The 25,561-nt window shown below is 70.0% G+C and carries 21 protein-coding genes; 18 read left to right on the forward strand and 3 right to left on the reverse strand.

Annotated features, from left to right (window positions below; translation table 11 throughout):
- Positions 1-69: 69 nt before the first annotated feature.
- Entirely contained in the window at positions 70-978 is a 909-nt protein-coding gene (locus ABLE88_RS09670) for a LysR family transcriptional regulator (protein ID WP_348831327.1), read from the reverse strand.
- Positions 979-1,099: 121 nt separating this feature from the next.
- On the opposite strand from ABLE88_RS09670, the gene ABLE88_RS09675 reads away from it, so the two are divergent.
- The 9 genes from ABLE88_RS09675 to ABLE88_RS09715 all read left to right on the forward strand — a co-directional run bounded on the left by ABLE88_RS09675 (position 1,100) and on the right by ABLE88_RS09715 (position 10,428).
- Positions 1,100-1,456, forward strand: a complete 357-nt coding sequence (locus ABLE88_RS09675; RefSeq protein ID WP_348831328.1) for a winged helix-turn-helix domain-containing protein — start codon at positions 1,100-1,102, stop codon at positions 1,454-1,456.
- A 128-nt stretch (positions 1,457-1,584) separates the two neighbouring features.
- A complete protein-coding gene (locus ABLE88_RS09680; RefSeq protein WP_348831329.1) occupies positions 1,585-2,859 on the forward strand; it encodes a DUF2325 domain-containing protein in 1,275 nt (424 codons plus the stop codon).
- On the forward strand, positions 2,856-3,467 hold the full coding sequence (locus ABLE88_RS09685) for a DUF2478 domain-containing protein (RefSeq protein ID WP_348831330.1): 612 nt from the start codon (positions 2,856-2,858) through the stop codon (positions 3,465-3,467). The genes ABLE88_RS09680 and ABLE88_RS09685 overlap by 4 nt, the downstream gene beginning before the upstream one ends.
- 351 nt (positions 3,468-3,818) lie before the next feature.
- Positions 3,819-5,066 (forward strand): phosphoglycerate dehydrogenase, encoded by a 1,248-nt coding sequence (gene serA / locus ABLE88_RS09690; protein ID WP_348831644.1) that lies wholly within the window; start codon positions 3,819-3,821, stop codon positions 5,064-5,066.
- Between the two features lie 78 nt (positions 5,067-5,144).
- The gene (locus ABLE88_RS09695) at positions 5,145-6,308 is read left to right on the forward strand and encodes an acyl-CoA dehydrogenase family protein (protein ID WP_348831331.1); all 1,164 of its coding nucleotides are present in this window, start codon (positions 5,145-5,147) and stop codon (positions 6,306-6,308) included.
- Between the two features lie 14 nt (positions 6,309-6,322).
- Complete coding sequence (locus ABLE88_RS09700; protein WP_348831334.1) at positions 6,323-7,162, forward strand: HTD2 family dehydratase; 840 nt, start codon at positions 6,323-6,325, stop codon at positions 7,160-7,162.
- Between the two features lie 138 nt (positions 7,163-7,300).
- Positions 7,301-8,548 carry an Hsp70 family protein gene (locus ABLE88_RS09705; RefSeq protein WP_348831336.1) on the forward strand — a complete coding sequence of 416 codons (1,248 nt, stop codon included), beginning with the start codon at positions 7,301-7,303 and terminating at the stop codon, positions 8,546-8,548.
- A gap of 27 nt (positions 8,549-8,575) precedes the next feature.
- Positions 8,576-8,881 (forward strand): alkylphosphonate utilization protein, encoded by a 306-nt coding sequence (locus ABLE88_RS09710; RefSeq protein WP_348831337.1) that lies wholly within the window; start codon positions 8,576-8,578, stop codon positions 8,879-8,881.
- Between the two features lie 74 nt (positions 8,882-8,955).
- Positions 8,956-10,428: an alpha/beta hydrolase gene (locus ABLE88_RS09715; protein WP_348831338.1), complete on the forward strand. Its 1,473-nt coding sequence runs from the start codon at positions 8,956-8,958 to the stop codon at positions 10,426-10,428.
- Here the strand turns inward: ABLE88_RS09715 and ABLE88_RS09720 are convergent.
- On the reverse strand, positions 10,403-12,085 hold the full coding sequence (locus tag ABLE88_RS09720) for a thiamine pyrophosphate-dependent enzyme (protein ID WP_348831339.1): 1,683 nt from the start codon (positions 12,083-12,085) through the stop codon (positions 10,403-10,405). The two genes, ABLE88_RS09715 and ABLE88_RS09720, sit on opposite strands and share 26 nt — an antisense overlap.
- 589 nt (positions 12,086-12,674) lie before the next feature.
- Between ABLE88_RS09720 and ABLE88_RS09725 the strand changes: the two genes are divergently transcribed.
- From ABLE88_RS09725 to dmeF, 5 genes are all read left to right on the forward strand, one after another.
- Positions 12,675-16,820: a Pls/PosA family non-ribosomal peptide synthetase gene (locus ABLE88_RS09725; RefSeq protein WP_348831341.1), complete on the forward strand. Its 4,146-nt coding sequence runs from the start codon at positions 12,675-12,677 to the stop codon at positions 16,818-16,820.
- 2 nt (positions 16,821-16,822) lie between these two features.
- Complete coding sequence (locus ABLE88_RS09730) at positions 16,823-17,329, forward strand: GNAT family N-acetyltransferase (protein ID WP_348831342.1); 507 nt, start codon at positions 16,823-16,825, stop codon at positions 17,327-17,329.
- Positions 17,330-17,334: 5 nt separating this feature from the next.
- Entirely contained in the window at positions 17,335-17,985 is a 651-nt protein-coding gene (locus tag ABLE88_RS09735) for a 4'-phosphopantetheinyl transferase family protein (protein WP_348831343.1), read from the forward strand.
- Positions 17,986-18,347: 362 nt separating this feature from the next.
- Positions 18,348-18,620 (forward strand): metal/formaldehyde-sensitive transcriptional repressor, encoded by a 273-nt coding sequence (locus tag ABLE88_RS09740; protein ID WP_348831344.1) that lies wholly within the window; start codon positions 18,348-18,350, stop codon positions 18,618-18,620.
- Positions 18,621-18,642: 22 nt separating this feature from the next.
- A complete protein-coding gene (gene dmeF / locus ABLE88_RS09745; RefSeq protein ID WP_348831345.1) occupies positions 18,643-19,626 on the forward strand; it encodes a CDF family Co(II)/Ni(II) efflux transporter DmeF in 984 nt (327 codons plus the stop codon).
- A 50-nt stretch (positions 19,627-19,676) separates the two neighbouring features.
- Here the strand turns inward: dmeF and ABLE88_RS09750 are convergent, their stop codons facing one another.
- Complete coding sequence (locus tag ABLE88_RS09750) at positions 19,677-20,612, reverse strand: LysR substrate-binding domain-containing protein (protein WP_348831346.1); 936 nt, start codon at positions 20,610-20,612, stop codon at positions 19,677-19,679.
- 251 nt (positions 20,613-20,863) lie between these two features.
- Between ABLE88_RS09750 and ABLE88_RS09755 the strand changes: the two genes are divergently transcribed.
- The 4 genes from ABLE88_RS09755 to sauS all read left to right on the forward strand — a co-directional run bounded on the left by ABLE88_RS09755 (position 20,864) and on the right by sauS (position 25,551).
- On the forward strand, positions 20,864-21,829 hold the full coding sequence (locus ABLE88_RS09755; protein WP_348831347.1) for a Bug family tripartite tricarboxylate transporter substrate binding protein: 966 nt from the start codon (positions 20,864-20,866) through the stop codon (positions 21,827-21,829).
- Positions 21,830-21,920: 91 nt separating this feature from the next.
- A complete protein-coding gene (locus ABLE88_RS09760) occupies positions 21,921-22,478 on the forward strand; it encodes a tripartite tricarboxylate transporter TctB family protein (protein WP_348831348.1) in 558 nt (185 codons plus the stop codon).
- Between the two features lie 34 nt (positions 22,479-22,512).
- Positions 22,513-24,021 (forward strand): tripartite tricarboxylate transporter permease, encoded by a 1,509-nt coding sequence (locus ABLE88_RS09765; protein ID WP_348831350.1) that lies wholly within the window; start codon positions 22,513-22,515, stop codon positions 24,019-24,021.
- A gap of 99 nt (positions 24,022-24,120) precedes the next feature.
- Entirely contained in the window at positions 24,121-25,551 is a 1,431-nt protein-coding gene (sauS, locus tag ABLE88_RS09770; RefSeq protein ID WP_348831351.1) for an acylating sulfoacetaldehyde dehydrogenase, read from the forward strand.
- The last annotated feature ends 10 nt before the right edge of the window (positions 25,552-25,561 follow it).

Genomic DNA, 25,561 nt, shown 5'->3' on the forward strand with positions numbered 1-25,561 from the left:
CGCGCGGTGGATATGGCGTGCCGGCCCGCTTTGTGCGCGGTGACACCCCTCTTCGCCGCAGCGCCGACCTCAGGCGATGAGGAGCTCGCGCTCCGGCGCCCGCGGCAGGCGCGGCGCCTGGCGCAGGAAGGCGTCGGCCAGCGGCGAGGCGGGATCGCGGTCGGAGGTCACGAGCCCGACAGGCTGGGTGCGCACGGGGTCCACGAGGGCGAGCACCTGGAGCCGTTCCTGCGCGGCGAACGCCTGCCCGTGGCTCGCCGGCAGGATGCCGCCCCAGGGGCCGGAGCGGATCACGGTCCACACGCCCTCGAAGGAGTTGACCTCGATGCGCGGCTCGCAGCCGATGCCGGCCTCGGCGAAGATCTGGTCGATGATGCGCCGGTGCTGCATGTCGCGCGTCGGCAGGCAAAGCGGGCGCCGCGCGGCTTCCGCCCAGGACAGGCTGTCGCGCCCCTCGAACCATGGGGTGCAGGTGACGAAGACGTAGCTCTCGTCATAGAGCGGCCGGGTGCGCACCCGGGCCAGCGGCTCGGCGTGCAGATAGGTGACGCCGGCCTCGATCTCCCTCTCGTCGAGGGAGCGCTGGATGGCGGCGGACGGCATCGACTGCACCTGGACCCGCACCTTGGGGTGGCGCTCGCAGAAGGCATTCACCAGCGTCGGCAGCGAGGGCAGGGCGGCGGGGATGGCGCCGATGCGCAGCATCCCGCAGAGGCCGCCGCCGGGATCGCCCAATTCCTGGCGCAGGCCCGAGAAGTCGGCCACCATGCGCTGCGCCCAGATCAGCGCGCGCTCCCCGTCCAGGGTGAGGCCCTGATAGCGGTGGCTGCGGATCACCAGCGCGCGGCCCAGTTCCTCCTCCAGCTTGCGGATGCCGGTGGACAGGGCCGGCTGCGAGACGTTGCAGGCGTGGGCCGCCCGGCCGAAATGCCGCTCGCGGGCGACGGCGACGAGATATTCGAGCTGGCGGATCAACATGGCGGCCTCCTGGATGGAGAAACGTTATTTTAGTTCAGGAATAACGACAAGGGGCACTTTCCTTTGCTAGAGTGTTTCGAAAGCGGGCCGGCCGGTGTCCCGCTATTCGCGAGCACCCCCCATGGCGTCCTTGAGCGTGCGCATCGACCTGGGTCCCGAATTCCGGATTGGCCCTGGCAAGATCGAGCTTCTGGAGAAGATCGCGGCGTTCGGCTCCATCTCCGCGGCTGGGCGTGCCATGGACATGTCCTACCGCCGTGCCTGGGAGCTGGTGGAGGATCTCAACCGGACCTTCGAGAGCCCGGTGGTGTCGGCCCAGACCGGCGGCAAGCGCGGCGGCGGCGCGGTGCTCACGCCGTTCGGCCTGTCTGTGGTCGCGCGCTACCGCGCCATCGAGAGTGCCGCGACCCAGGCGGCGGCGGTCCATCTCGATGCGCTGCAAGGCGAGCTGGCGGCCAAGTCCCGGGCAGCAGAATAGCCGTCCAAACATAGCGATTTCCGCCGCCGAACGGCAAAAAGGCCAAAAATACCCCATCGTCACCTTGACAGACCCGGGGTGCTCCGGTGCATCGTTATATCCGTAATAATATTACGAAGAGCTGTGCCGTGGTCACCTCACCGGTCCTGTCCCCGGTTCTGCTGGGCCATTTCGCCGAGCGCGCCGGCATCCTGCCCTCCTCGCGCAGGGCGCTCGATCTGTCGGCCGGCGCGGACCGGGCCGGCGGCGCACGGCGGGAGCGGCTGTGGGAGCTGTCCTCGAACCTGCACTGCTCGGTCATCGGCACCTGCCTGTCGACCGCGGACCTGCGCCAGTTCTTCGGCAAGCTGAAGGACCCGCTCGCCAAGACCGCCTCCGAGCACGAGATCCATTCGCTCGCGGTCGCCGGGGCGGGCCGGCGCGATTTGCCGGGCAAGCTGCTCCACAAGCTGCTCGACAAGAAGCACGAGGCGCAGGTGCGCCGCTTCTCCAAGGCGCAGGCGCTGGACGAGGTGCGCGCGCTGTGGCGCGAGAGCGTGGCGAAGGGCGAGGTGCCTGGCGCCTATTGGGCGACCCTGACCCACCCCCTGAGCGACCAGGCGCTGGCGCGCGAGGCGTTCTGCGAGGTGCACATGCTCTCCCACCTGATGGGCATGTCCAACCGCGCCGACATCAAGCGTCTGCGGGCGCTCGAGGCGGAGCTCGGCGCCCGCGACGAGAAGATCGCCCGCCAGGAGGCGCGCCTGTCCCAGATGGCCACGGCCCAGGCCGCGCTGGGGCGCGAGACCGCGCAGCTCAAGGCGGACCTGCGCCACGCGCTCGAGCAGGCGGCCGCGTCGGCGCCGGCGCCGGACGGCGAGGCGATCGAGGCGCTGCGGCGCCGGCTCGGCGACGAGCAGGCCCGCTCCGCCGCTTTGGCCGAGCGGCTCGCAGCCCGCGATGCCGCACTCGACGCCGGCGCGCGCCGCATCGCGGCGCTGGAGCGCGCGGCGCAGGACTTGCGGCGCGAGGTGGAGGCGCTGGAGAGCGCCCTGCCGTCCACCGCATCCTCTGCGCTCGCGGAGGAAGGCCCGCGCGGGCTGGACGGGCGGCGTCTCCTCTATGTGGGCGGGCGGCCCAGGCAGCTGGACCAGTTGCGCGCCTTCGCCGCGCGCGCGGGCAGCGTGCTCCTCACCCATGACGGCGGCATGGAGGAGACGGTCACCCTCCTGCCGGGCCTCGTCAGCCAGGCCGACATCGCCTTCTTCCCGGTGGATTGCGTCAGCCACCTCGCTTCCTCGCAGGTGAAGAGGCTGTGCCGGGAGGCCGGGAAGCCGTTCATCCCGCTGCGCACCTCGGGGCTCGCGCCGTTCGCGGCGGCGCTCGAAGCCCTGGCCGCCCAGGGCGCGGTGGCCGCCCAATGAGCCGCCCGGCGGCACCCCGCGTCCGCGCCCCGCGCGGCGCCGCCGGGACCCCGGCCGGCCCGCTGTTCGACGCGGAAAGCGACGTCGCCGCTCTGGTCTTCGCGCCCGGCGAGGCGCCGGATGCCGTCCTGTCCACCTTCGCCGCCGACCTCGGCGCCCGCGGCTTCGACGCGGTCGGCGTCATCCAGGGCCCTGCGCGCGTCAACGGACGGGCCTCCGGCCTCATGCTCGTTCCGGAGGGGCGGGAGCTCTCCGTCGCACGCTGCGGCGCGTGCCATTCGCCCGACTGGCGCGACGCGCTCGGCCGCATCGAGGGGTCGCTCCTGGAGGCGGCGCGCCGCCGTCCGGACCTCCTGATCCTCAACCGCTTCGGCGCCGCCGAACGCGCGGGCGGCGGCCTCGTTGCCGTGATCTGCGCCGCGGTGGAGCACGACGTGCCGGTGCTGCTGCCGGTGCCCGCCGCCCACTTTGCGGACTGGCTGCGCTTCACCGAGGGCCTGTGCGTGCGGCTCGATTGCACCCGCTCCAGCCTCGATGCCTGGTGGAACGGCCTGCGGCCCCCCTCCGCCCGCGCCGCCGCGCCGCGCTTCTGCGAGAGCGGGAAGTAGGCGATCAGGCGAGCTCAAGCGGATTCCCCCTGGGCAGGACGGGTCTTCGGCCAAGCGACGGGTGGCGCATATCGTCGCCGAGACGGCGGGGGCGGGCCGGGAGCGGGCTTGGCGCTGCTGCCTTTGCGCTTCTCCGCCCGCAGGTGGCCGCCGCCCCCATGCCGGGGAATTCTGGACGCGGCCTGCAAAATCGCTAAGTTCCCGCCGCCGCGGGTCGCCATCCCGCGGACGCGCCCGTGACCGTGCCGATCGAACCGTGCCAAGCCGAACGAGGCTGGCCGATCCGGTTCCCCGCGGTCGGCGCACCCACTGCCGAAGGACGCCGAGCCCGTGAACGACAGCCAATCCCAGATGCCGCAGCTCTCGCTGGCCAAGGACAAGATCAAGGTCCTGCTGCTCGAGGGCGTCAACGACAGCGCCGTCGCGCTGATGCACGCCGCCGGCTACACCAACCTCACCCGCCTCACCAAGGCGCTCGACGGCGCGGCGCTGGAGGAGGCCATCAAGGGGGTGCACATCCTCGGCATCCGCTCGCGCACCCACATCACGGCGCAGGTGCTGGAGGCGGCGGACCGGCTGATCGCCATCGGCTGCTTCAGCGTCGGCACCAACCAGGTGGACGTCGACGCCACCCGCGCCCACGGCATCCCGGTGTTCAACGCGCCGTTCTCCAACACCCGCAGCGTCGCCGAGCTGGTGATCGGCGAGATCGTCATGCTGCTGCGGCGCATCCCCGCGCGCTCGCGCGCGGCGCACGAGGGCAAGTGGGACAAGTCCGCCACCAACAGCCTGGAGGTGCGCGGCAAGACTCTCGGCATCGTCGGCTACGGCAATATCGGCTCGCAGCTCTCGAACCTCGCCGAGGCCATGGGCATGCGGGTGATCTTCTTCGATCTCACGGACAAGCTGCGCCACGGCAACACCGAGCCGGTGAACAGCCTCGCCGAGCTGCTCGCCCAGAGCGACGTGGTGAGCATGCATGTGCCGGAGACCGCCGCCACCCACGGCATGATCGGCCGCGCCGAGATCGCGGCCATGAAGTCGGGCGCCTATTTCATCAACAACAGCCGCGGCACCGTGGTGGACCTCGATGCGCTCGCCGAGGCGCTGCGCGAGGGCCGGCTGCGCGGCGCGGCGGTGGACGTCTTCCCGGTGGAGCCGAGCGCCAATGGCGAGCGCTTCGTCTCCCCGCTCCAGGGCCTCGACAACGTCATCCTGACGCCGCACATCGGCGGCTCCACGGAGGAGGCGCAGGAGCGCATCGGCGCCGAGGTGGCGCGCAAGCTGGTGGAGTATTCCGACTCCGGCTCGACCGTGGGGGCGGTGAACTTCCCCCAGGTGCAGCTGCCGGCCCGTCCGCTCGGCACGCGCTTCATCCAGGTGCAGCGCAACCTGCCGGGCATGCTCGGGCGCCTCAACGAGGTGCTGGCGCGCCACCAGGTGAACATCGCCGCGCAATATTACGAGACCGCGGCCGACATCGGCTATGTGGTGCTCGACGCCGACGCCTCGGCCGCCGACAGCCAGCGCGTGCTGGAGGACATCCGCGCGCTGGAAGGCACCATCCGCGCCCGCCTGCTCTACGAATACAAGATCTGAACGGAAAGAGGATCCGCCGGGGGCCGGGCGCGGGGTGCCCGCGCCGGCGCGGCGGAAGCGGGGAGGAGACGATAAGGGATGCCGAGCCCTCACGCCGAGAGCTACGCCGACATCCGCGCCGCCGTGCGCCGGCTGTGCGCCGATTTTCCGGGGCCGTACTGGCGCGCGCTCGACCGCGAGATGGCCTATCCGTCCACCTTCGTGGAGGCGCTCACGCAATCCGGCTTCCTCGCGGCGCTGATCCCGGAAGCCTATGGCGGCGCCGGATTGCCGCTCTCCGCCGCCGCGGCGATCCTGGAGGAGATCCAGCGCGCCGGCTGCAACGGCGGGGCCTGCCATGCGCAGATGTACACCATGGGCACGGTGCTGCGGCACGGCAGCGCGGCGCAGAAGGAGACCTGGCTGCCGCCAATCGCCGCCGGCACGGTGCGCCTGCAGGCGTTCGGGGTCACCGAGCCGACCTCCGGCACCGACACCACCGCGCTCAAGACCACCGCCCGGCGCGCGGGCGACCATTATGTGGTGAACGGCCAGAAGATCTGGACCAGCCGGGCCGAGCATTCCGATTTGATGCTGCTGCTCGCCCGCACCACGCCGCGCGAGGCGGTGGCGAAGAAGACCGACGGCCTGTCCGTGTTCCTGCTCGACATGCGCGCGGCGCAGACCGAGGGCCTCACCATCCGGCCCATCCGCACCATGATGAACCACGCCACCACCGAGGTGTTCTTCGACAACGTGAAGGTGCCGGCGGAGAACCTCGTGGGCGAGGAGGGCAAGGGCTTCCGCTACATCCTCTCGGGCATGAACGCCGAGCGCATCCTGATCGCCGCCGAATGCATCGGCGACGCCAAATGGTTCATCGAGAAGGCCACGGCCTATGCCGGCGAGCGGGTGCTGTTCGGCCGGCCCATCGGCCAGAACCAGGGGGTCCAGTTTCCCCTCGCCAAGGCCTATGCCGACATGCGCGCCGCCGAGCTGATGGTGCACGAGGCGGCGCGCCGCTACGAGGCGGGCATCGATTGCGGCGCCGAGGCGAACATGGCCAAGATGCTCGCCGCGGACGCCTCCTGGGCGGCCGCCAATGCCTGCCTCCAGACCCATGGCGGCTTCGGCTTCGCGCAGGAGTACGACGTGGAGCGCAAGTTCCGGGAAACCCGCCTCTACCAGGTGGCGCCCATCTCCACCAACATGATCCTGTCTTATCTCGCCGAGCATGTGCTCGGTCTGCCCCGCTCCTATTGAGGGAGGACGCCGCCATGGCGGAGCTCGACGCCGCGCATCTGCGCTCCTGGATTGGCCGCGAGGAGCGCGTGAGCGACCTCGTCACCGCGCGCGGCGTGCGCGAGATGCGCGCCACCCTCGATCTGCCGCCGGGCACCCCGCAGCCGGGGGACGAGGCCCCGCTCGCCGCCCAATGGTGCCTCGCGCCCCCCACCGTGCCCAATTCCGGCCTCGGCCCGGACGGGCACCCGGCGCGCGGCGGCTTCCTGCCGCCGGTGCCGCTGCCGCGCCGCATGTGGGCCGGCGGCGCGCTCGCCTTCCACGACGCGCTGCGCGTGGGCGACGCGGTGGAGCGACACTCCACCATCGAGGACGTGGTGGTGAAGGAGGGGCGCACCGGCACCCTGTGCTTCGTCACCTTGAAGCATCTCTACGCCACCCCGCGCGGCCTCGCCGTGGAGGAGCGGCAGGACGTGGTCTATCGCGGCGCCGACGCCGCCTCCGGCGGGTCCGGCGCCGCGGACGGCCCGCGCGCGGCGCGGCACAGCGAGACGGTGGTGCCGACGCCGATGCTGCTGTTCCGCTATTCCGCCATCACCTTCAACGGCCACCGCATCCATTACGACCGGGACTACTGCCTGCACGAGGAGGGCTATCCGGGTCTGATCGTCCACGGGCCGCTCCAGGCGACGCTGCTGGCGGGCTTTGCCGCCCGGCTGCTCGGCCGGCGTCCGGCGCGGTTCACCTTCCGCTCGGTGCGGCCGATCTTCGACGGCGCCCCGATGACGCTGAACGCGGCGGAGGCCTCCGAAGGCCTGGAGCTGTGGACCGCCGACGCCGACGGGCGCGCCGCCATGCTGGCGCAGGCGGTCTGAGCCGCCGCGGGAAGGCGGGCCGGCGATCGACCGACGGGCCGATGCCAGGCGCGATGCGCGACGCATCTGTTGCGTCGCAGCACGACTTGATTTAGCAACCGAGCCCTCTTCCGCACCCGCTTCATGCAAGGAGGTCCCGTGACCGCCTGCGGCCTCGATTTCGGCACCTCCAACACCACCCTCGGCTTCATCGGCGCGGACGGGCCGCGGCTGGCGCCGCTGGAAGACGGCGCCGAGACGCTGCCGAGCGCCATCTTCTATCCGCGCACCGGCGCGCCTTTGGTCGGGCGCGCGGCGATGGCGGCCTATGTCTCGGGCGAGCAGGGGCGCCTGATGCGGGCGCTGAAATCGGTGCTCGGCACTACGCTCGTCGACGAGACCACCCCGGTGGGGCGCCAGCGGCTCGGCTTCAAAGCGGTGATCGCCGCCTTCCTCGCCGCGGTGAAGGCGCGCGGGGAGGGGGCCGCGGGGCGCCCGCTCGATGCGGTGGTGCTCGGCCGGCCGGTGCACTTCGTGGACGGCGACGCGGCCGGCGACGCACGGGCCGAAGGCGTGCTGGGCGACATCGCCCGCGCCATCGGCTTTGCCGAGCTGTCGTTCCAGTTCGAGCCCATCGCGGCGAGCCTCGACTACGAGCGGCAGGTGGCGGGCGAGCAATTGGCGCTGATCGCCGACATCGGCGGCGGCACCTCGGACTTCTCCATCGTGCGCATCGCCCGCGGGCATGCCGGCCGCGCCGATCGCTCGTCCGACATCCTGGCCAATGAAGGCGTGCGCGTCGGCGGTACCGATTTCGACCGGCAGCTGTCCTTGTCCATGGTGATGCCGCTGCTGGGACACGGCAGCCCGCTGAAGCGCCGGGGCCTCACCATGCCGGTCGGCCTCTATCAGGACCTTGCCACCTGGTCCGCCATCAACCGGCTCTATGACGGCAAGACCGCCCGCACCATCCGCGAGCTGGAGCGCGAGGCGGCGCAGCCGGATCTGGTGCTGCGCCTCGCGCGGGCGGTGGAGGACGAGCGCGGCCACGCCCTCGCCCTCGACGTGGAGGCGGCGAAGATCGCCGTGGCGCAGAACGGGGTGACCCGGCTCGACCTCGCGGTGCTGGAAGCCGGCCTCTCGGTGGGCATCGCCCATGCGGACCTGGTGCGCCACACCGGCCTTTTGGCGGACCGCATCGCCGCGCGCATCGGCGCCTGCCTCAAGGCGGCGGGCCTTGACGCCGGCGCCATCGATGCGCTCTTCCTCACCGGCGGCTCCACCCGCCTCGCCCATGTGCGCGCCGCCATCTGCGCCTGCGTCCCGCAGGCGCGGGTGATCGAGGGCGACACGTTCGGCTCGGTCGGCACGGGGCTCGCCATCGAGGCGCAGCGGCGCTACGGGTGAACGGGACCAAACGTATCAGGATCACACATGACCAGCGGCGACGACGACTATGTCTATGACGAGGCCACCGGGGAGTGGCTCAGCCCCGGCGAGGCGGCGCAGAAAGCGCGGCCCGCCGGCGTGGAGGTGCGCGATTCGCTGGGCAATCTGCTGGCGGACGGCGACAGCGTGGCGCTGATCAAGGACCTCACCGTGAAGGGCGCCGGCCAGACCCTGAAGCGCGGGACGGTCATCAAGTCGATCCGCCTCACCGGCGACGCACAGGAGATCGACTGCCGCCATCCCGGCATCAAGGGCTTGGTGCTACGCGCGGAATTCGTGCGCAAGGTGTGAGGCGGGCGGCGTGCGATCGCGGCTGGCGTCGCGGCCTGCGTGGCGCGCAGCGGCGCGGGAGGCGGATGGGGCCGATGGTGAAGCGTCTCCTGAGGATCGCCCGCTGGATCGCCTCGGCGATCGTGGTGGCGCTGGTCACGGTGTTCGTGGTGCGGGCGGTGGATTCCCAGCGCGGCCCGCCGCTGGAGCTCTGGCACACCCTCACGCCGAAGGAGCTGAGCCGCGCGGCGCTCGACCGGGCCGACTTTGCCGCCTATCTCGCCGCCGAGGACCGCCTGTTCGCCGAGGTGCGGCGCGAGGTCACCGACAAGCTGCCGCCCCGCGCCCGCGTGCCCTACGACCGCTATTATGCCGCCAGCCCGATCTTTCCGGCCCGCTTCGCCCAGGATTTCAACCGCTCCTTCGTGGTCGAGCCGGAAGGGCCGGTGCGGGGCGTCGCCGTATTTCTGCACGGGCTGACGGATTCGCCCTACAGCCTGCGGCACGTGGCGCGGCGCTATGCGGCGCTGGGCTTCCTCGCCCTCTCGATCCGCCTGCCGGGCCACGGCACCGTGCCCGGCGCGCTGCTCGGCGTCGACTATGACGACTGGCGCGCCGCCACCCGCCTCGCCGTGCGCGAGGCGAAACGGCGGGTGCCGGACGGCCCGTTCCACCTCGTCGGCTATTCCAATGGCGGGGCGCTGGCGCTCATGCACGCGCTCGACGCCATCGACGATCCCGCGCTCGGGCGGCCGGACAAGATCGTGCTCGTCTCGCCCATGGTGGGGGTGACGGCGTTCGCCCGCTTCGCCGGCCTCGCCGGCTGGCCCGCCATCTTCCCGGCGTTCGCCAAGGCCGCGTGGCTGTCCCTCATCCCCGAGTTCAACCCCTTCAAGTACAATTCGTTTCCGGTGCACGCCGCGCGCCAGTCCTGGCTCCTGACGCAGGCGCTCGGGGAGAACATGCGCCGGCATCTGAAGGGCGGCCTCATCGACGGGCTTCCGCCGGTGCTGACCTTCCAGTCGGTGCTCGACCACACCGTGAGCACCCGCGCGGTGATCGACCAGCTGCACCGGCGCCTGCCCGACAATGGCAGCGAGCTGGTGCTGTTCGACATCAACCGCGACACCTCGTTCGAGCAGCTGCTCACCGCGCGCGCGGACACCGCGCTCGAGCGCCTGCTGCCTCCGGCCCCGCGGCCGTTCCGGGTGGCGGTCATCGCCAATTCCGCCGCCGACACCTCCCGCGCCGAGGTGCGCGAGACCCCGGCGCATGCCGCCGAGGAGCTCCGCCGCCCGCTCGGGATCGCCTATCCGCGGGACGTCTATTCGCTCTCCCACGTGGCGCTGCCGTTCCCGCTGGAGGACGGGCTCTACGGGCTCGAGCCGGACCCGGCGGACGCCTTCGGCATCCGCCTCGGCGACATCGCCGCGCGCGGCGAATACGGGGCGCTGGTGGTGGATGTGGACATGCTGGTGCGCATGTCCTCCAATCCGTTCTTTCCCTATCTGCTGGAGCGCGTCGCGGCGGGCATGGCGCCGCTCAGCCGCCCGGCGCCCGCGCCCTGAGGGCGGAGATGGTGAGGCGCGTCGAGACGATCTCCGGATCGACCGCAAGCTCGATCACCGCCGCCCGGCCCGCGGCGAGGGCGCGGTCGAGCGCGGGGGCGAACTCTTCCGTCCGCGCCACGCGCTCGGCATGGGCGCCCATGGCGGCGGCCATGGCGACGAAGTCCGGATTGACGAGGTCGGTGCCGATCACCCGGCCGGGATGCTCGCGCTCCTGGTGCATGCGGATGGTGCCGTAGGTGGCGTTGTTGAACAGCAGCACGATGGGCTTGGCGCCGTGCTGCACGGCGGTGGACACTTCCTGCCCGCTCATCATGAAGCCGCCGTCGCCGACGCAGCTCACCACCACCCGGTCGGGGTGAAGCAAGGCGGCGGCGACCGCCGCCGGGACCGAATAGCCCATGGCGCCGCTGGTGGGGCCGATCTGCCGGCCGGGCCGCCCGAACGGCAGGAAGCGCTGCGGCCAGCCGGTATGGTTGCCGGCGTCCAGCGTGACGATGCCGTTGTCGCCGAGGCAGGCGGAAAGCTCCGCCATGCAGGCCGCAAGATCGAGCGCGCCGGGCGGATGGGTGGGGCGCAGCGCCTGGAGATACCCATCGCGCAGCCGGCCGCGCCAGGCGGCGAACCGCTCGGGGGCGACCCAGCGCCGCCCGCCGAGCGCCCGCGCCATGGCATCGGCCGCGGCGGCGATGGCGAGATCCGGCGCATAGACCCGGCCCAGCTCGTCCGGATCGGCGTGGACGTGGACCAGCTTCTGCCGTGGCGTGGGGCTGTCCATCACCGTGTAGCCCTGGGTGGTCATCTCGCCGAGGCGGGCGCCGACCACGAGCAGCAGGTCCGCCTCCTTCACCAGCCGCACCAGAGCGGGCGGACCGGAGGTGCCGAGATCGCCGGCGAAAGTCTCCGAGCGGTGGTCGAAGGCGTCCTGGCGGCGGAACGAGGTGGCGACCGGCAGGCCGTTCGCCTCGGCGAAGGCGCGCATGGCGCCGGCGCCGGCGTCGGTCCAGCCGGGGCCGCCGACCAGCACCAGCGGCCGCTCGGCCCGGTCCAGAAGGCCGCGCAGCTTCTCCAGCGCGGCCTCCGGCGGCGGCGCCGGTTCCACAGGGCGCCAGGGCTCGGCGTCGGGCGTGTCGGCGGTCTCGGTCAGCATGTCCTCGGGCAGCGCCAGAACCACCGGCCCGGGCCGGCCGGAGGTGGCGAGGCGGAAGGCGCGGGCCATGTATTCGGGGATGCGGGCTGTGACGTCGATCTGCGCCGCCCATTTGGCGATCGGCCCGAACATCTGCCGGTAGTCGATCTCCTGGAACGCCTCGCGGTCCATCATGTCGCGCCCGACCTGGCCCACCAGCAGGATCATGGGGGTCGAATCCTGGAACGCGGTATGCACCCCCACCGCCGCGTGACAGGCGCCGGGCCCGCGCGTGACCATGGCGATGCCGGGTCGGCCGGTGAGCTTGCCGTAGGCCTCCGCCATGTTGGCGGCGCCGGCCTCGTGGCGGGCATTGACCAGCCGGACGCGGTCGCGGGCGTCGAACAGCGCGTCGAGCACCGCGAGATAGCTCTCGCCGGGCACGCAATAAGCGGTGTCCGCACCGTGGATGAGCAACTGGTCCACGAGAATGCGTCCGCCGGAGCGCGCGTTGGGCTTGGTGGTCATGGCTGTGTCGATCCCGCTCGGCCCCTTCGCTGCGGGCGCCGTTCGCCGGCGCACGCGGTGCGCCCGGTGACGTCGTCCGGTCCTCGGCAGGCATCGGCCGCTCGTGCCCCCCGCAGGAAAACAGGGGCTGGACCAGAAATCACCAAGAACGATGCCGCCGTCCACACGCGAATACGGTGTGCGAGGTGCTGCGGCGCGCGCAAGGGCAGGCGTGCGCCGGCCGCCTTGTCCGGGGGCCGGCTCGGGGTGGAAAGGGGCGGGAACGGCGTGGGGCACCGCATGCGCCCGGGGGCCGTGCGGGCGGTCGGATGCCGTAACGGCAACACTTTGGGCCTTCCGAACGCCGCTCACCATGCGGACCCCGGTTTCAAAAGGCCCCGGTGCGATCGGCGGAACGATCTGCGTCGGTTGGGCTTGACCGGGCTCGAAATGAAGAGCTAGACCGCCGCTGTTTGGCCGTCGGGAAAGAACGGCGCGACCGGGCGTGCGGCCAATCGGCCTTGGTTGACGCCCGAACCGCGCATGTTGCCGGAGACCAATGCAGCTCAGATCGGCTGTCCGGCTTCCATACGATGGAATGGTTCGTGTGATGCTCCACGGCAATGTGCGCGACCGCGACGGCGGCGCGACCCCGGTCGCCGCCAATGACACCGCGCCCCCGGCGGCCGGCGCGGCCGGCGCGACGCCGGCCGGCGACGGATACGGCGAGCCCGGTCGCATCACCGTGCCCGCCCGTCCGCAGGTGGTGGTCGGGGAATGCCCCGCCCAGCCGAGCCATCCGGACGAGCGCCTCGAAATGCTGTTCGAGGGTCTTGCTGCGCGCCACGGGTCGACCGCGGCGGTGGTGGTCCGCGACGCCACGTGGTCCTACGCCGAGATCGATGCCCGCGCCAACCAGCTCGCGCGGCTGCTGATCGGGCGTGGGGTCAAGCCCGCAGACCGCATCGGCCTGCTGCTCAACCGCTCGGTCGAGACCTATGTGGTGATGCTCGCCGTCATGAAGGCCGGGGCGGTCTACGTGCCGCTGGCCGCGGCGTTTCCGGAGCAGAGGATCGCGTTCATCGTCGAGGATGCCGGCCTGAGCCTGGTGATCACGATCGCGCCCTATCGCGAGAAGGTGCAGCATCTGCCGGTGCGGCATCTGATTGTCGACGAGGCCGGAGCGGCGATCGACGCGCATTCGCACGCGCCGCTGCCGCGCGATGCGGCGCCGCTGCGCGAGGACCGTGCCTGCTACATCCTTTATACGTCGGGCACCACCGGCAAGCCCAAGGGCGTCGTCGTCGAGCATCGCAGCATCTGCAATTTCGTGCGCGTGGCCGCCGAACGCTACGGCTACCGGCCCGGCGACCGCGTCTACCAGGGCATGACCATCGCCTTCGACTTCTCGGTGGAGGAGATCTGGGTTCCTTTCGCGGGCGGCGCGACGCTGGTGCCGGCGCCGGGCGACCAGACGCTGATCGGCGCGGAGCTGGCCGACTTCCTGCGCGACAACGCCGTCACCTGCATGGCCTGCAGCCCGACGCTGCTGTCCTCGATCGAGAGCGAGGTGCCGGCATTGCGGCTGATCCTGGTTGGCGGCGAGGCATGCCCGCACAATCTGGTGGTCCGCTGGTCGCGGCCCGGCCTGACGCTGCTCAACACCTATGGCCCGACCGAGGCGACGGTGACGGCCACCATGGGCGTGCTGACGCCGGACCGGCCGGTGACGATCGGCCGACCGCTGCCGAGCTACGCGATCGCCATTCTCGATCCGGCGCAGCCGGCCCTGGCGCCGCCGGGAGAGCTGGGCGAGATCGGCATCGCCGGCGTCGGGCTCGCGGTCGGCTACCTGAACCGGTCCGATCTGACGGCGCAGAAGTTCATCCCCGACTTTCTCGACCTGCCGCACAATCCCAGCGGCCGCATCTACCGCACCGGCGACCTCGGCCGGCTGAACGAGGCCGGCGACATCGAATATCACGGCCGCGTCGACACCCAGGTGAAGATCCGCGGCAACCGCATCGAGCTCGGCGAGATCGAGGCGGTGCTGCTCGAGCACCCATCGATCGCCCAGGCGGTGGCGACCACCTGGCAGTCCGATCCCGAGCGGTTGGAACTGGTCGCCTACTACACGCTGAAGAGCGGCGCCGCGCCCCTCTCGCGCCGCGATATCTCCCGTGCGCTGAAGCGGCGGCTTCCCGACTTCATGGTGCCGAGCTTCCTCGAGGAGCTGGCGGCCATTCCGATGACGGTCTCGGACAAGGTCGACCTCCGGCAGCTGCCGCCGCCCGCCGCCGACAAGCACACCGGCGAAAGCCAGACGATCGCGCCGCGCAACGACCAGGAGCGGTTCGTCGTCGCCCAGTTGTGCGACGTGCTGAAGCGCGACCGAGTTTGCGTGGAGGCTCATTTCTTTGACGATCTCGGGGCCAATTCGCTGCTGATGGCGCGGCTGTGCTCCAGGCTTCGGACCAAGGAGGGGTGGGGCACCGCATCGATGCGGGACATCTACCTCAACCCGACCGCGGCGGCGCTCGCCGCCCATTTGCAGCGCCAGTCCGGTGCCGCCGCGGCCGAGGTGGTGCCGCAGGCGACCCATCGCGCGAGCGATCTTGCGTACCGGACCTGCGGCGTGGCGCAGTTCGCGTTCTATTTCGTCTACGGCTTCGTCCTGCAGTGGAGCTTCAACACCGGCTTGACCTGGGTCAACGAGAAGCTCGACGAGCCATTCGGCCTCTATCTCAGGAGCACCGTCCTGGCGGTGGTCTTCTTCTTCGGCTGGTCGGCGCTGTGCGTGATCGCGAAATGGCTGCTGGTCGGCCGCTGGCGGGTGGAATCGTTCCCGCTGTGGGGCGCGCGCTATTTCCGCTTCTGGGTGGTCATGACGCTGGTGCGCAGCGCGCCGGTGGTGCTGTTCAAGGGCAGCCCCCTCTACAGCCTCTATCTGCGGCTGCTCGGTGCTCGGCTCGGGCACAATTCGGTGGTGGAATGCCGGTCGATGCCGGTGTGCACCGATCTCATATCGATCGGCGACAACGCCATCCTGCGCAAGGAATCCACGGTGCTCGGCTATCGCGCCGAGGCGGGCTACATCCATACCGGTCCCGTGGTGATCGGCAATGACGCGTTCGTCGGCGAGGCGAGCCTGCTCGACATTCACACCTCCATGGGCGATCGCGCCCAGCTCGGCCATTCGTCCTCGCTCCAGAGCGGGCAGCAGATCCCGGCCGGCGAGCACTGGCACGGTTCCCCCGCGCTGCCGACCACGGCGAACTATTGCAAGGTCACCGACCTGCCGTGCTCGCTGATGCGCCGCATCGGCTACGAGATGTTCCAGATCGTCGGTCTGGTTACGGTCGTGGTGCCGCTGCCGCTGCAGTTCCTGAGCTACTGGCAGTGGACCAGCGACGACCTCGAGGAGACCGTCGGGCAATTGGCGGTCGGCGCGACGATCGTGATGTTCGGAGGCCTGCTGCTGGCGCTGCTCGCGGCGGTGCTGCTGCCGCGGCTGCTCAAGCCGTTCCTGCGCGAGGGGCAGACCTATTCGATCTACAGCCCCAACCACTGGCTGCAGACGGTGGTGTCGGGCAGCAGCAACAACCGGTTTTTGAACCTCGTGTTCGGCGACAGCTCGGCGATCGTCTATTACATGCGCGCGCTCGGCTGGAACCTCAACACGGTGCACCAGACCGGCTCGAACTTCGGCACCAACCAGAGGCACGACAACCCGCTGCTGTGCGAAATCGGCAGCGGGACCATGGTGTCGGACGGCCTGTCGATGATCAACATGCACAAGTCGGCCACCGCCTTCCGCCTGGAGCGCACCCGCGTGGGCGAGCGCAACTTCCTCGGCAACAACATCCACGTGCCGCCGGACGCGCGGGTCGGCGCCAACTGCCTGCTCGGCACCAAGGTGATGATCCCGATCGAAGGCGAGATCCGGGAGAATATCGGCCTCCTGGGGTCGCCCGCATTCGAGATCCCCCGCATGGTCGAGCGCGACAAGGAATTGCTCGGCACCGTCTCGGCGCGCGAGCAGCGCCGGCGCGTGGCGCGCAAGAACGTCCACAACGCGGTCACGGTCGCCCTGGTTCTCGCCAGCCACTGGATGGTCCTGTTCCTCACCATGGTGGTTTGGGACCGCGCCCTCAATTATTACAGCGAGTGGGGGGTGTGGGCGCTGCTGGTGGCGTTGTTCGCGACCGTCATAGGGTCGGTTCTATATTACAGCCTGATCGAGCGGGCGAGCATCGGCTTCCGGCGCCTGGAGCCGCGCATCATGACCATCTACGATCCCCATTTCTGGTCCCACGAGCGCCACTGGAAGCTGGCTGATTCCCCAACCATGACGCTGTTCGCCGGAACCCCGTTCCGGCCCATGATGCTGCGCCTGCTGAACGTGAAGGTCGGGCGCCGCGTGTTCGACGCCGGCAGCATCATCACCGAGCGCTCGCTGCTGGAGATCGGCGACGACGCGACCCTCAACGAAGGCTGCGTGCTGCAGCCGCACTCGCTGGAAGAGGGCGTCTTCAAGTCGGAGCTCATCAGGATCGGCGATGGCGCGACGCTCGGCCCGGCGGCGTTCATCCACTATGGCGTGGTGGTGGGTGAAGGCGCGACGGTGGACGCGGATTCGTTCGTGATGAAGGGCGAGATGATCGAGCCGCGGACCTCGTGGCGCGGCAACCCCGCCAAGCTGCATCATATTCTCGTGCCGACGGCCGGCGCCGCCGCCGCGGCGACCGCGGGGTGAGCATGCCAGGCACGGCACCGCGGGCGGACCCCGCCGCCGGGCGACCCGGCGAGCTGCGGCTCGAGCCCGTCGGTCCCGCCAACCGTGCGGCCGTGCTGGCGCTCGAACTCGCCGACGACCAGCGCGACCTCCTCGCCGACAATGCCAGTTCGCTCAAGGAGGCGCGGCGCGACAGGGCTGCCCGGCCGCGGGCGGTGGTGGCCGGCGACCGGGTGGTCGGGTTCGCCATGTACGATGCCGGCGACGCCGGCGAGGCGCTGATCTACCGGTTCATGATCGACCGCCGGGCCCAGGGTCGCGGCTATGGCCGCGCGGCGCTCGCCGCTCTGGTGCGGGAGATCGCCGCGATCGAGGGCGTGCGGGACATTCGGGTGTGCTACATGCCCGACAATGAGGGCGCGCGCCGGCTCTATCGGTCGGCGGGCTTCGTGGACGAGGGCGAGGACGAGGATGGCGAGATGATCGCCCGCTTGTCTGTGGTGCCCCGGCCGCGCGCCGGCCAGCCCTGAGCGCCGTGGCCCAAGGCCTCCCATCCGGCTGCACCGCGGCCCCGCTGCGCGCGGCCCTGCGCGAAATGGCACCCGCGGGGCTTCAGGTCGGCTGCCGCGCCATCCGCGACGGCGACGAGGGCCGCCTGCTGCCCGAGGAACGGCAGGTCATAACCACCCGTGATCGCTTCGCCCGGCGCGCCAGCGGCGCGGCGCGCCATCTCGCCCGCGCCCTGCTCGCCGATCTCGGACACGCGGGCGTCGCCATCGGCCGCCGGCCGTCCGGCTGCCCGGTCTGGCCCGAGGGCATCGTCGGCTCGCTCGCCCACGACGCTCACATGGCGGTCGCCGCGGTCGGACGCGGGGCGCATTTTCGCGGGATCGGCATCGACGTCGAGCCGGCCGAGCCGTTGCCGGAGGACGTGGCGGCGCTGGCGCGGTCCGTCGGCGACCGGCTGGCCGGCGCCTCGCCCGAGCTCGCGGGGCGGCTGCTCTTCGCGCTGAAGGAGGCTTGCTACAAGGCGGTCTATCCGCGCGACGGCGTCATGCTCGAGTTTCAGGATATCGCCGTGGACCTGCCGGCCGGGCGTGCCACGACCAGGACCGGGCACGCCGTCCGCCTGTATTGGCGCGAGACGCCGCGGGTGGTGGCCCTGGCCGTCGTCGTGTCCGCGTGAGCGCCTGCCCGCCGGCGGGGCCTCCCGCCGCGCCAAGACTTCATGAGGCCGTGTCTTGGCAGAAGACCGAACTTCGGCGCAGACCAGAACCTTGCGGCCCATGATCTCGAACGGCACCGGCGCCGCCGTGTGGGTCGGGCAGGGATAAGGCGGGCTCCAGTCCAGGCCGCTGATGAAGCGCGGCTTCGAGATGTGCTCGATGCCGAGGATGACGAAGCTGCCATGCCAGCAGGAGGTGTAGAGCCGGTCGCCGAGGCGCAGGGGATGGCCTGCGCCGGCCTTGCCGAGGCGCCCCAAATCTCGGTTGCGCAAAATAATATACCCCCCTACGCTATTTGCGATTGATCGGGGAGCCTCGCCGCGTGGCCCACACCATCCGCAACAAGGACAAGCTGATCGCCCGCGTGCGCCGGATCAAAGGGCAGATCGAGGGCATCGAGCGCGCTCTGGCGGCGGAAGTGGCGTGCGGCGAGGTGCTGCGCCAGGTCGCCTCCGTCCGCGGCGCGGTGAACGGGCTGACCACGGAGCTCGTGGACGACCACCTGCGCGAGCATGTGCTCGGCGCGAAGACCGAGGCGGACCGTCGGCAAGGCAGCGACGAGCTGATGTCGATCATCCGGACCTACCTGAAGTGACGGGGCGGCGGAGAATGGGCAGATGATCGAGAGCGACGTCGCGGCGCTGAGGCACGACCATGTGTTTCTCGGCGCCGACCACCGGCGCAACGAGCGCAAGGTCTGGTTCGTCATCGTTCTGACCACGGTGATGATGGTGGTGGAGATCGTCGCCGGCACGCTCTACGGCTCCATGGCGCTGGTGGCCGACGGCTGGCACATGTCGACCCACGCGGGCGCCATGCTGATCGCGGCGCTGGCCTATCTCTACGCCCGCCGCCTCGCGCGCGATCCGCGCTTCACCTTCGGCACCGGAAAGCTCGGAGACCTCGCGGGATTTGCGAGCGCGGTGGCTCTGGCGCTGGTGGCGCTGCTGATCGGCTGGGAGAGCTTCCTGCGCTTCGCCGATCCGGTGCCCATCAGCTTCACGCAGGCGATCGGCGTCGCCGTCGTCGGGCTCGCGGTCAATCTGGTGAGCGCGCTGCTCCTGCGCGACGCGCCCCATCATCACGGCCATTCCCACGACCACGACCACCACCGCCACGATGACCACCACCACCACGCCGACGCGCGCGCCGGGCACGGCCAGGCGCGGGACAACAATCTGCGCGCGGCCTATCTGCACGTGCTCGCCGACGCCCTCACCTCGGTGCTGGCCATCGTCGCCCTGCTGCTCGGCGGTGCCTATGGCTGGCTCTGGGCGGACCCGCTCATGGGGCTCGCGGGCGCGCTGGTGATCGCCCGCTGGTCGTGGGGGCTGGTCCATGACGCCGGGCGCGTGCTGCTCGACATGACGCCGGCCGATGCGGACTGGGAGGGCGAGATCCGTTCCGCGATCGAGGACGAGCGCACGCGGATTACCGATCTCCATGTCTGGCAGCTGGGCCCCGGCCACGCCGCGGCGATCGTTGCCCTGACCGGCGAGGATCTCTCGGACCCCGCTTACTACAAGGCGCGGATCCGCGGGATATGCGCGCTCGCTCACATCACCGTGGAAGTTCAGTCCAGGCCGGCCCAGTCCGCGTGATCCGGGCCCCGCAGGGGCATGCCCGGGGCTCTTGCTCGGACACCGGCCCCTCAGGCCCGCGCCACCCCGAGGCGCTGCGGCAGGGCGGGCGATCCGTCCGCAATGGCGGTGGGATGAAACGCCGAGATCTGCGCCAGCTCGCGCTCGACGAAGTCGCCGAGATGCTCGGCAGCGGCGCTCGGCGCCATCAGACGCCGGTGCAGCACCAGCTCGATCTCCGGAAGGTCGGGCAGACCCTCGGCCGGCCCCGGGCACCGCATGCCGGGCTGCACCGCACAGCGCGGGAACACCGAGACGGCGAGCCCCGCGAACACCGCCGCCTGTAGACCGGCCAGGCTCTCGCTGAAGGAGGTGATGGTCCAGCGTCGGCCGGCGCGGCCCAGTGCCTCCAGCGCCCGCTGGCGATAGACGCTGCCCGGCGGCAGGACCGCGAGCGGCACCACCTCCTCCGCCTCCGGCCGATCGTGCGGCCCCGCGACCCATGTCAGCGGCTCCCGGCGCACCACGGCGCCGCTCTTCTCGTCGGGCTGAAGCGTGGCGATGACGAGGTCCAGTTCGTCGCGCTGCATCGCCTCGTAAAGATGGACGCTGCGCATGCAGCGCATCTCGATTTCCACAAGCGGATGGGCGCGTGCGAAACGGCGCAGGAGCTGCGGCAGGAGATAGGCGGCGTAGAGATCCGGCACGCCGAGCGTGACCGTGCCGTGAATGTCCGGAGCGCCGAAGCGCGCGCGGGCCTCGTCATTGAGGCGCAGAATTGCCCGGGCGTACTCGAGGAACACTTCTCCGTCGGGCGTCAGCCGCAGATGCCGCCGATCCTGGTCGAACAGCGGCCGGCCCAGGGTCTCCTCGAGCCGCTTGATCTGCTGGGTGATGGCCGGCTGGGTCCGGCCGACCACCCGGCCGGCCGAAGTCAGGCCTCCCGTATCGACGATGGCGAGGAAGGTGCGGACCAGGGCAATGTCTAGGTCAGGGATCATGGTCATAAGGATCGCGAATGATCGCGATCAACACAATAAATTTCGGTGAATCGCAGGGTGGTTGTACCGTTTTAATGTCTACCCTGTTGTCGCGTCGGGCCTAGGGATCACGCCAAGCCCTCCGGCCCCTCTTCAGACCGACGATCCTGTTATCAGACCGTCGGTAGTTATCGGAACGAGCCGCGCAAAAGCATCCCGGGCAGCATCACGTTGGGTCAACCGACGGATGGTAAAGACCGGATAGGGAGGAATTTCACATGAATCTATCACGACGCCATTTTCTCTACGCTGGCGGCACCATTGCCGTGGCGGGATCTTCGCTGTGCCGAGCGGCGCTTGCCGCCGACGACAAGTTCCCGGCGCGGCCGATCGAGATGATCGTGCCCTGGGGGCCGGGCGGGGGCGCAGATCAGCTCGCCCGTCAGGTCGGCAAGCTCGCCGAGCCGATGTTCGGCCAGGGCATTCCGGTGGTGAACGTGCCCGGCGGCACCGGCGGCACCGGCATGGCCAAGCTTCTCGCCGCTCCGGCGGACGGCTATTCGGCCGCCATCTATATTGCCGACGCCCACGCTTTGCTCGCCGGCACCAACCCGCGCTGGAAGCTGTCCGACATCGCGCCCGCCGCGGTGATGATCCAGGCGCCGTCCTTCATCTTCGTCGCCCAGGACAGCCGCTTCAAGACCTGGGCCGATTTCGAGAAGGAAGCCAAGGCCAACCCCAACAAGCTCAAGGTGGCGACGCTCGGGTTCGGCAGCGTCGACGATTTCTCGCTCAATTACCTCGCGGGCAAGGGCGTGAGCGTCATCCAGGTCCCCTTTTCCAAGCCGAGCGAACGCTACATCTCGATCCTCGGCGGCCACGCGGATGCCCTCTACGAGCAGGCCGGCGACGTCCGCAGCTTCATCGACGGCAAGCAGATGCGGCCGATCATGGTGTTCGGCAAGGAGCGCTTCCCCGACTTCAAGGACGTCCCCTGCTCCTATGAGCTCGGATACCAGGTGGCGCTACCCCAGTTCCGCGCCGTGGTCCTGCGCGCGGGCACGCCGACGGCGGCCATGTCGCAGATCGATTCCGTCTTGGGCAAAGTGGCGGCAACCGAGGAATACAAGAAGTTCCTCGGTGACCAGATCGCCGATCCCAAGAGCTACCTGCCGGCGAGCCAGTCAATGGCGTTCCTGGAGCAGCAGCTGAAAGAGATGAAGGCGCTCGCGAAGCCCGCCTGATCGAGCCTGCGTCCCGGTCACGCCGGCCGGGACGCGCCGCCCTCGCAAGGGCTTCCACAGCACCGTCCATTTTCGCGTCGAGGAGGGTCGCATGACCACGCACGCGCTGACCAACCGCGTCTCAGCGGCACTGCCCTATGGCGTGCTGATCGTCGTTGCCGCCGCGCTTTGGCACTTCGCCAACCACATCGACGTCGCGTCCCGGCCGGGCGAGCTCGGCCCCGACTTCTGGCCCAAGGTGGCCATCGGGCTAATGGGCGTGGTCAGCCTGATCGAGCTGGTGCGGGCGATCATCTCGCCCAATCACAAGGAGGCGCACGGCCTTGCCGATCAGCTCGAAGCCGCCGAGCCCTCGGTCGAGGCGGAGGATCTGCAGGACCGCAGCCTGTCCCTGCTCCTCGGCGGTATGGCCATGTGCGGCCTCTATGGCCTGGCGCTCGGCATCGTCGGCTTTCCGCTCTCCACCTTCTTGTTCCTCGCCGGCTTCATGTATCTCGGCCGGTTCCGCAAGCACGGCACGATCTGGGCCGCGGCCTTCATCGGCACGGCGGTGCTCAGCATCCTGTTCCTGAAGGTGGTCTACGTCTCGCTGCCGCGCGGCATCCCGCCGTTCGACATCCTGACCGACCTCATCGTCAGCCTGCCCTGATCCCGCGAAACCGGACCCTGTAAAGGCGCCTCACATGCTGGATATTCTCACGCAGCTCGGTGCGGGCTTCATCGCCTGCTTCATACCGATCAACATGCTGATGTTGTTTGTCGGGCTCGTTGTCGGCCTCCTGGTGGGCATCCTGCCGGGCCTGACGCTGGTGATGGGAGTCGTTCTGTTCCTTCCCTTCACCTATCAGATGGACGTCACATCGGCGATCATCCTTCTGACCGCCATGTATGTCTCCGGCACCTATGGCGGCGCCTTCACCTCGATCCTGTTCCGCATTCCCGGCGAGCCCATCCATGTGCCGTTGCTGTGGGACGGCTATGCCATGGCCAAGAAGGGTCAGCCGGCGAAGGCGCTGGGCTGGACGCTGGTCGCGGCGCTCATCGGCGGTCTGATCTCCGCCGCGATCATGGTGGTGCTGACCAAGCCGGTGGCGCATTTCGCGCTGCAATTCTCCTCGCCTGAATACTTCGCGATCGTCCTGCTCGGCCTTGCCAGCGTGATCTCGCTCGGGAAGGGCTCGCTGTCCTCCGCGCTCATCAGCCTGTCGGTGGGACTGCTCGTCGCCTGCGTCGGCACCGATGCCATCTACGGCTCCTATCGGTTCACCTTCGGCCTGCCGATCCTGGCCGACGGCATCGAGTTCCTCGTGGTGATGGTGGGGGCCTACGGCGTGGCGGAGGTGCTCGCGCGGCTGGAAATCGGCTTCACCTCCGCCCCCCTCCAGGGCACCGGGGAGACCCGCACCCAATTGCCGAGCCTCAAGGAAATCTCGGGGCTGAAGGGCATGCTCCTGCGCTCGACGCTGCTCGGCCACGTGGTCGGCATCATCCCCGGCGCCGGCGCGACCATCGCCTCCTTCGTGGGCTACGGCGTCGAGAGCCAGTTCGGCCGCCAGCGCGCCCGCATGGGGACGGGCGTGCCGGAGGGCATCGTGGCCCCGCAGAGCGCGGCGACCGCCTCGGTGGGCGGAGCGCTGATTCCGCTCCTCGCGCTCGGCATTCCCGGCAGCGGCGCCACCGCGGCCATTCTCGGCGCCTTCATGCTGCACGGCGTGCAGCCCGGCCCGCAGGTGATGATTACTTCCCCGGCGATGATCTACACCATCTTCGCCTCGCTCTTCATCGGCATCGTCGGGATGTGCGTGCTGGGTTATTTCACCATCCGCCCCCTGGTGAAGATCATGGATTTCCCCGAGGCGGTGGTCTCCGCCTTCGTCATGGTCTTCTGCTTCATCGGCGCGCTGTCGATCCGCTCCAACGTCACCGACCTCTGGCTGATGCTCGGCTTCGGCGTGGTCGGCTATGTGTTCGAGCGCATGCGATTTCCCATCGCGCCGATGGTGCTGGGCGTGATCCTCGGGCCGCTCGCCGAGGAGGCTTTCATGAATTCCATGATCTCGTTCCAGAACGATTGGACCGTGTTCTTCATGCGCCCGATTTCCGGCACCGTCATCGCGCTCGTGATCCTGACGCTGCTGCTACCCGTGATCGGCAACTTGTTTCCCCGCCGACACCACGCGCCCGCCGAGTAGGGACGCCGGCCAGACATCGCGCGGTTCCCGGGCCGGGCATCGCGCAGGGCGTCCTCGGAGAGCGCCCTGCAACGAGGAACGACGTAAAGGAGAAAAGCCATGACACAGGCCGTCATCATGCCGCTCGAAGCGGCGGACGACGCGATCGCCGCGGTCGAGCGCACCATGCGCGCGGCGCGCCGGGCTCAGGAGAGCTTCGCCGAGGTCAGCCAGGAGCGCGCCGACGAGGCGGTCCGCGCCTTGGCCTGGGCGATCTACGAGCCCGGCCGCGCGCGCGAGCTGGCCGAGCTGGCGGTGGAGGACACCGGCCTCGGCAACGTGCCCGACAAGGTCGTCAAGAACCAGCGCAAGACCTTCGGCACCCTGCGCGATCTTCTGCGCGGCCGCTCGGTGGGCGTGATCGAGGAGGACCGGGCCAAGGGCATCGTCAAATACGCCAAGCCCATGGGGGTGATCGGCGCGGTGACGCCGTCCACCAATCCCGCGGCGACGCCGGCGAACAAGGCGATGATGGCGCTCAAGGGCCGCAACGCCATCGTCATCGCGCCGTCGCCGCTCGGCTACCGCACCACGGCGCGGGTGGTGGAGATGATGCGCGCCGAGCTGGCCCGCATCGGCCTGCCGGAGGATCTCGTGCAGGTGCTGCCCGAGCCGGTGACCAAGGAGAGCACCACCGCGCTGATGCGCATGGCGGACCTCGTGGTCGTCACCGGATCGCAGGACAATGTGCGGCGCGCCTATTCGTCCGGAACGCCGGCCATCGGCGTGGGCGCGGGCAACGTGCCCGTCATCATCGACGCCAGCGCCGATCTCGCCGACGCCGCGCGCAAGATCTGCGCGTCCAAGATCTTCGACAATTCCACCTCGTGCTCGTCCGAGAATTCCGTCGTCATTCTCGACGCCGTCTATGACGCGGCCATCGCGGCGCTGGAGGAGGCCGGCGGCTTCATGTGCACGCTGGACGAGAAGGAGCGCGTGCGCGCCAATCTGTGGGCCGGCGGCAAGCTCAACCGCAACCTCATCGCCCGCGGCGCGCCGATCCTCGCCGAGGCGTTCCGCCTGCCCGAGCCGGCGAAGGACGCGAAGTTCTTCATGGTGGAGGAGGCCGGCATCGGCCGCGACCATCCCTTCTCCGGCGAGAAGCTCTCGCTGGTGCTCACCGTCTACCGGGCGCGCGACTTCGCGGATGCCAAGCGCCTGGTGCGGGACATCCTCGACCATCAGGGGCGCGGCCACTCGCTCGGCATCCACACCAAGGACATGGACCACGCCCGCGAGCTTGCGGAGGACCTCGACGTGGTGCGGGTGCTGGTCAATTTCGCGCACACCTTCGGCAATGGCGGCGGGTTCGATTCCGGCCTCGGCTTCACCCTCTCCATGGGCTGCGGCTCCTGGCAGAAGAACTCGATCTCCGAGAATCTGAGCTTCCGCCATTTCCTCAACATCACCCATCTCGTGACGGTGATCCCGGAGGACAAGCCCTCCGAGGAGGAGCTGTTCGGACCCTTCTGGGCAAAGTACGGCAAGTGAGGGCTGCGCC

Origin of the sequence: Xanthobacter luteus (assembly GCF_040049235.1) — a bacterium.
Lineage (GTDB): Bacteria > Pseudomonadota > Alphaproteobacteria > Rhizobiales > Xanthobacteraceae > Xanthobacter.

Excerpts from the sequence above, each read along its gene's own strand:
- ABLE88_RS09670 (WP_348831327.1), bottom strand. The coding sequence starts at position 978 with ATGTTGATCCGCCAGCTCGAATATCTCGTCGCCGTCGCCCGCGAGCGG.
- ABLE88_RS09675 (WP_348831328.1), top strand. The coding sequence starts at position 1,100 with ATGGCGTCCTTGAGCGTGCGCATCGACCTGGGTCCCGAATTCCGGATT.
- ABLE88_RS09685 (WP_348831330.1), top strand. The coding sequence starts at position 2,856 with ATGAGCCGCCCGGCGGCACCCCGCGTCCGCGCCCCGCGCGGCGCCGCC.
- serA (WP_348831644.1), top strand. The coding sequence starts at position 3,819 with ATGCCGCAGCTCTCGCTGGCCAAGGACAAGATCAAGGTCCTGCTGCTC.
- ABLE88_RS09695 (WP_348831331.1), top strand. The coding sequence starts at position 5,145 with ATGCCGAGCCCTCACGCCGAGAGCTACGCCGACATCCGCGCCGCCGTG.
- ABLE88_RS09700 (WP_348831334.1), top strand. The coding sequence starts at position 6,323 with ATGGCGGAGCTCGACGCCGCGCATCTGCGCTCCTGGATTGGCCGCGAG.
- ABLE88_RS09710 (WP_348831337.1), top strand. The coding sequence starts at position 8,576 with ATGACCAGCGGCGACGACGACTATGTCTATGACGAGGCCACCGGGGAG.
- ABLE88_RS09715 (WP_348831338.1), top strand. The coding sequence starts at position 8,956 with ATGGTGAAGCGTCTCCTGAGGATCGCCCGCTGGATCGCCTCGGCGATC.
- ABLE88_RS09720 (WP_348831339.1), bottom strand. The coding sequence starts at position 12,085 with ATGACCACCAAGCCCAACGCGCGCTCCGGCGGACGCATTCTCGTGGAC.
- ABLE88_RS09725 (WP_348831341.1), top strand. The coding sequence starts at position 12,675 with ATGCTCCACGGCAATGTGCGCGACCGCGACGGCGGCGCGACCCCGGTC.
- ABLE88_RS09730 (WP_348831342.1), top strand. The coding sequence starts at position 16,823 with ATGCCAGGCACGGCACCGCGGGCGGACCCCGCCGCCGGGCGACCCGGC.
- dmeF (WP_348831345.1), top strand. The coding sequence starts at position 18,643 with ATGATCGAGAGCGACGTCGCGGCGCTGAGGCACGACCATGTGTTTCTC.
- ABLE88_RS09750 (WP_348831346.1), bottom strand. The coding sequence starts at position 20,612 with ATGACCATGATCCCTGACCTAGACATTGCCCTGGTCCGCACCTTCCTC.
- ABLE88_RS09755 (WP_348831347.1), top strand. The coding sequence starts at position 20,864 with ATGAATCTATCACGACGCCATTTTCTCTACGCTGGCGGCACCATTGCC.
- ABLE88_RS09760 (WP_348831348.1), top strand. The coding sequence starts at position 21,921 with ATGACCACGCACGCGCTGACCAACCGCGTCTCAGCGGCACTGCCCTAT.
- ABLE88_RS09765 (WP_348831350.1), top strand. The coding sequence starts at position 22,513 with ATGCTGGATATTCTCACGCAGCTCGGTGCGGGCTTCATCGCCTGCTTC.
- sauS (WP_348831351.1), top strand. The coding sequence starts at position 24,121 with ATGACACAGGCCGTCATCATGCCGCTCGAAGCGGCGGACGACGCGATC.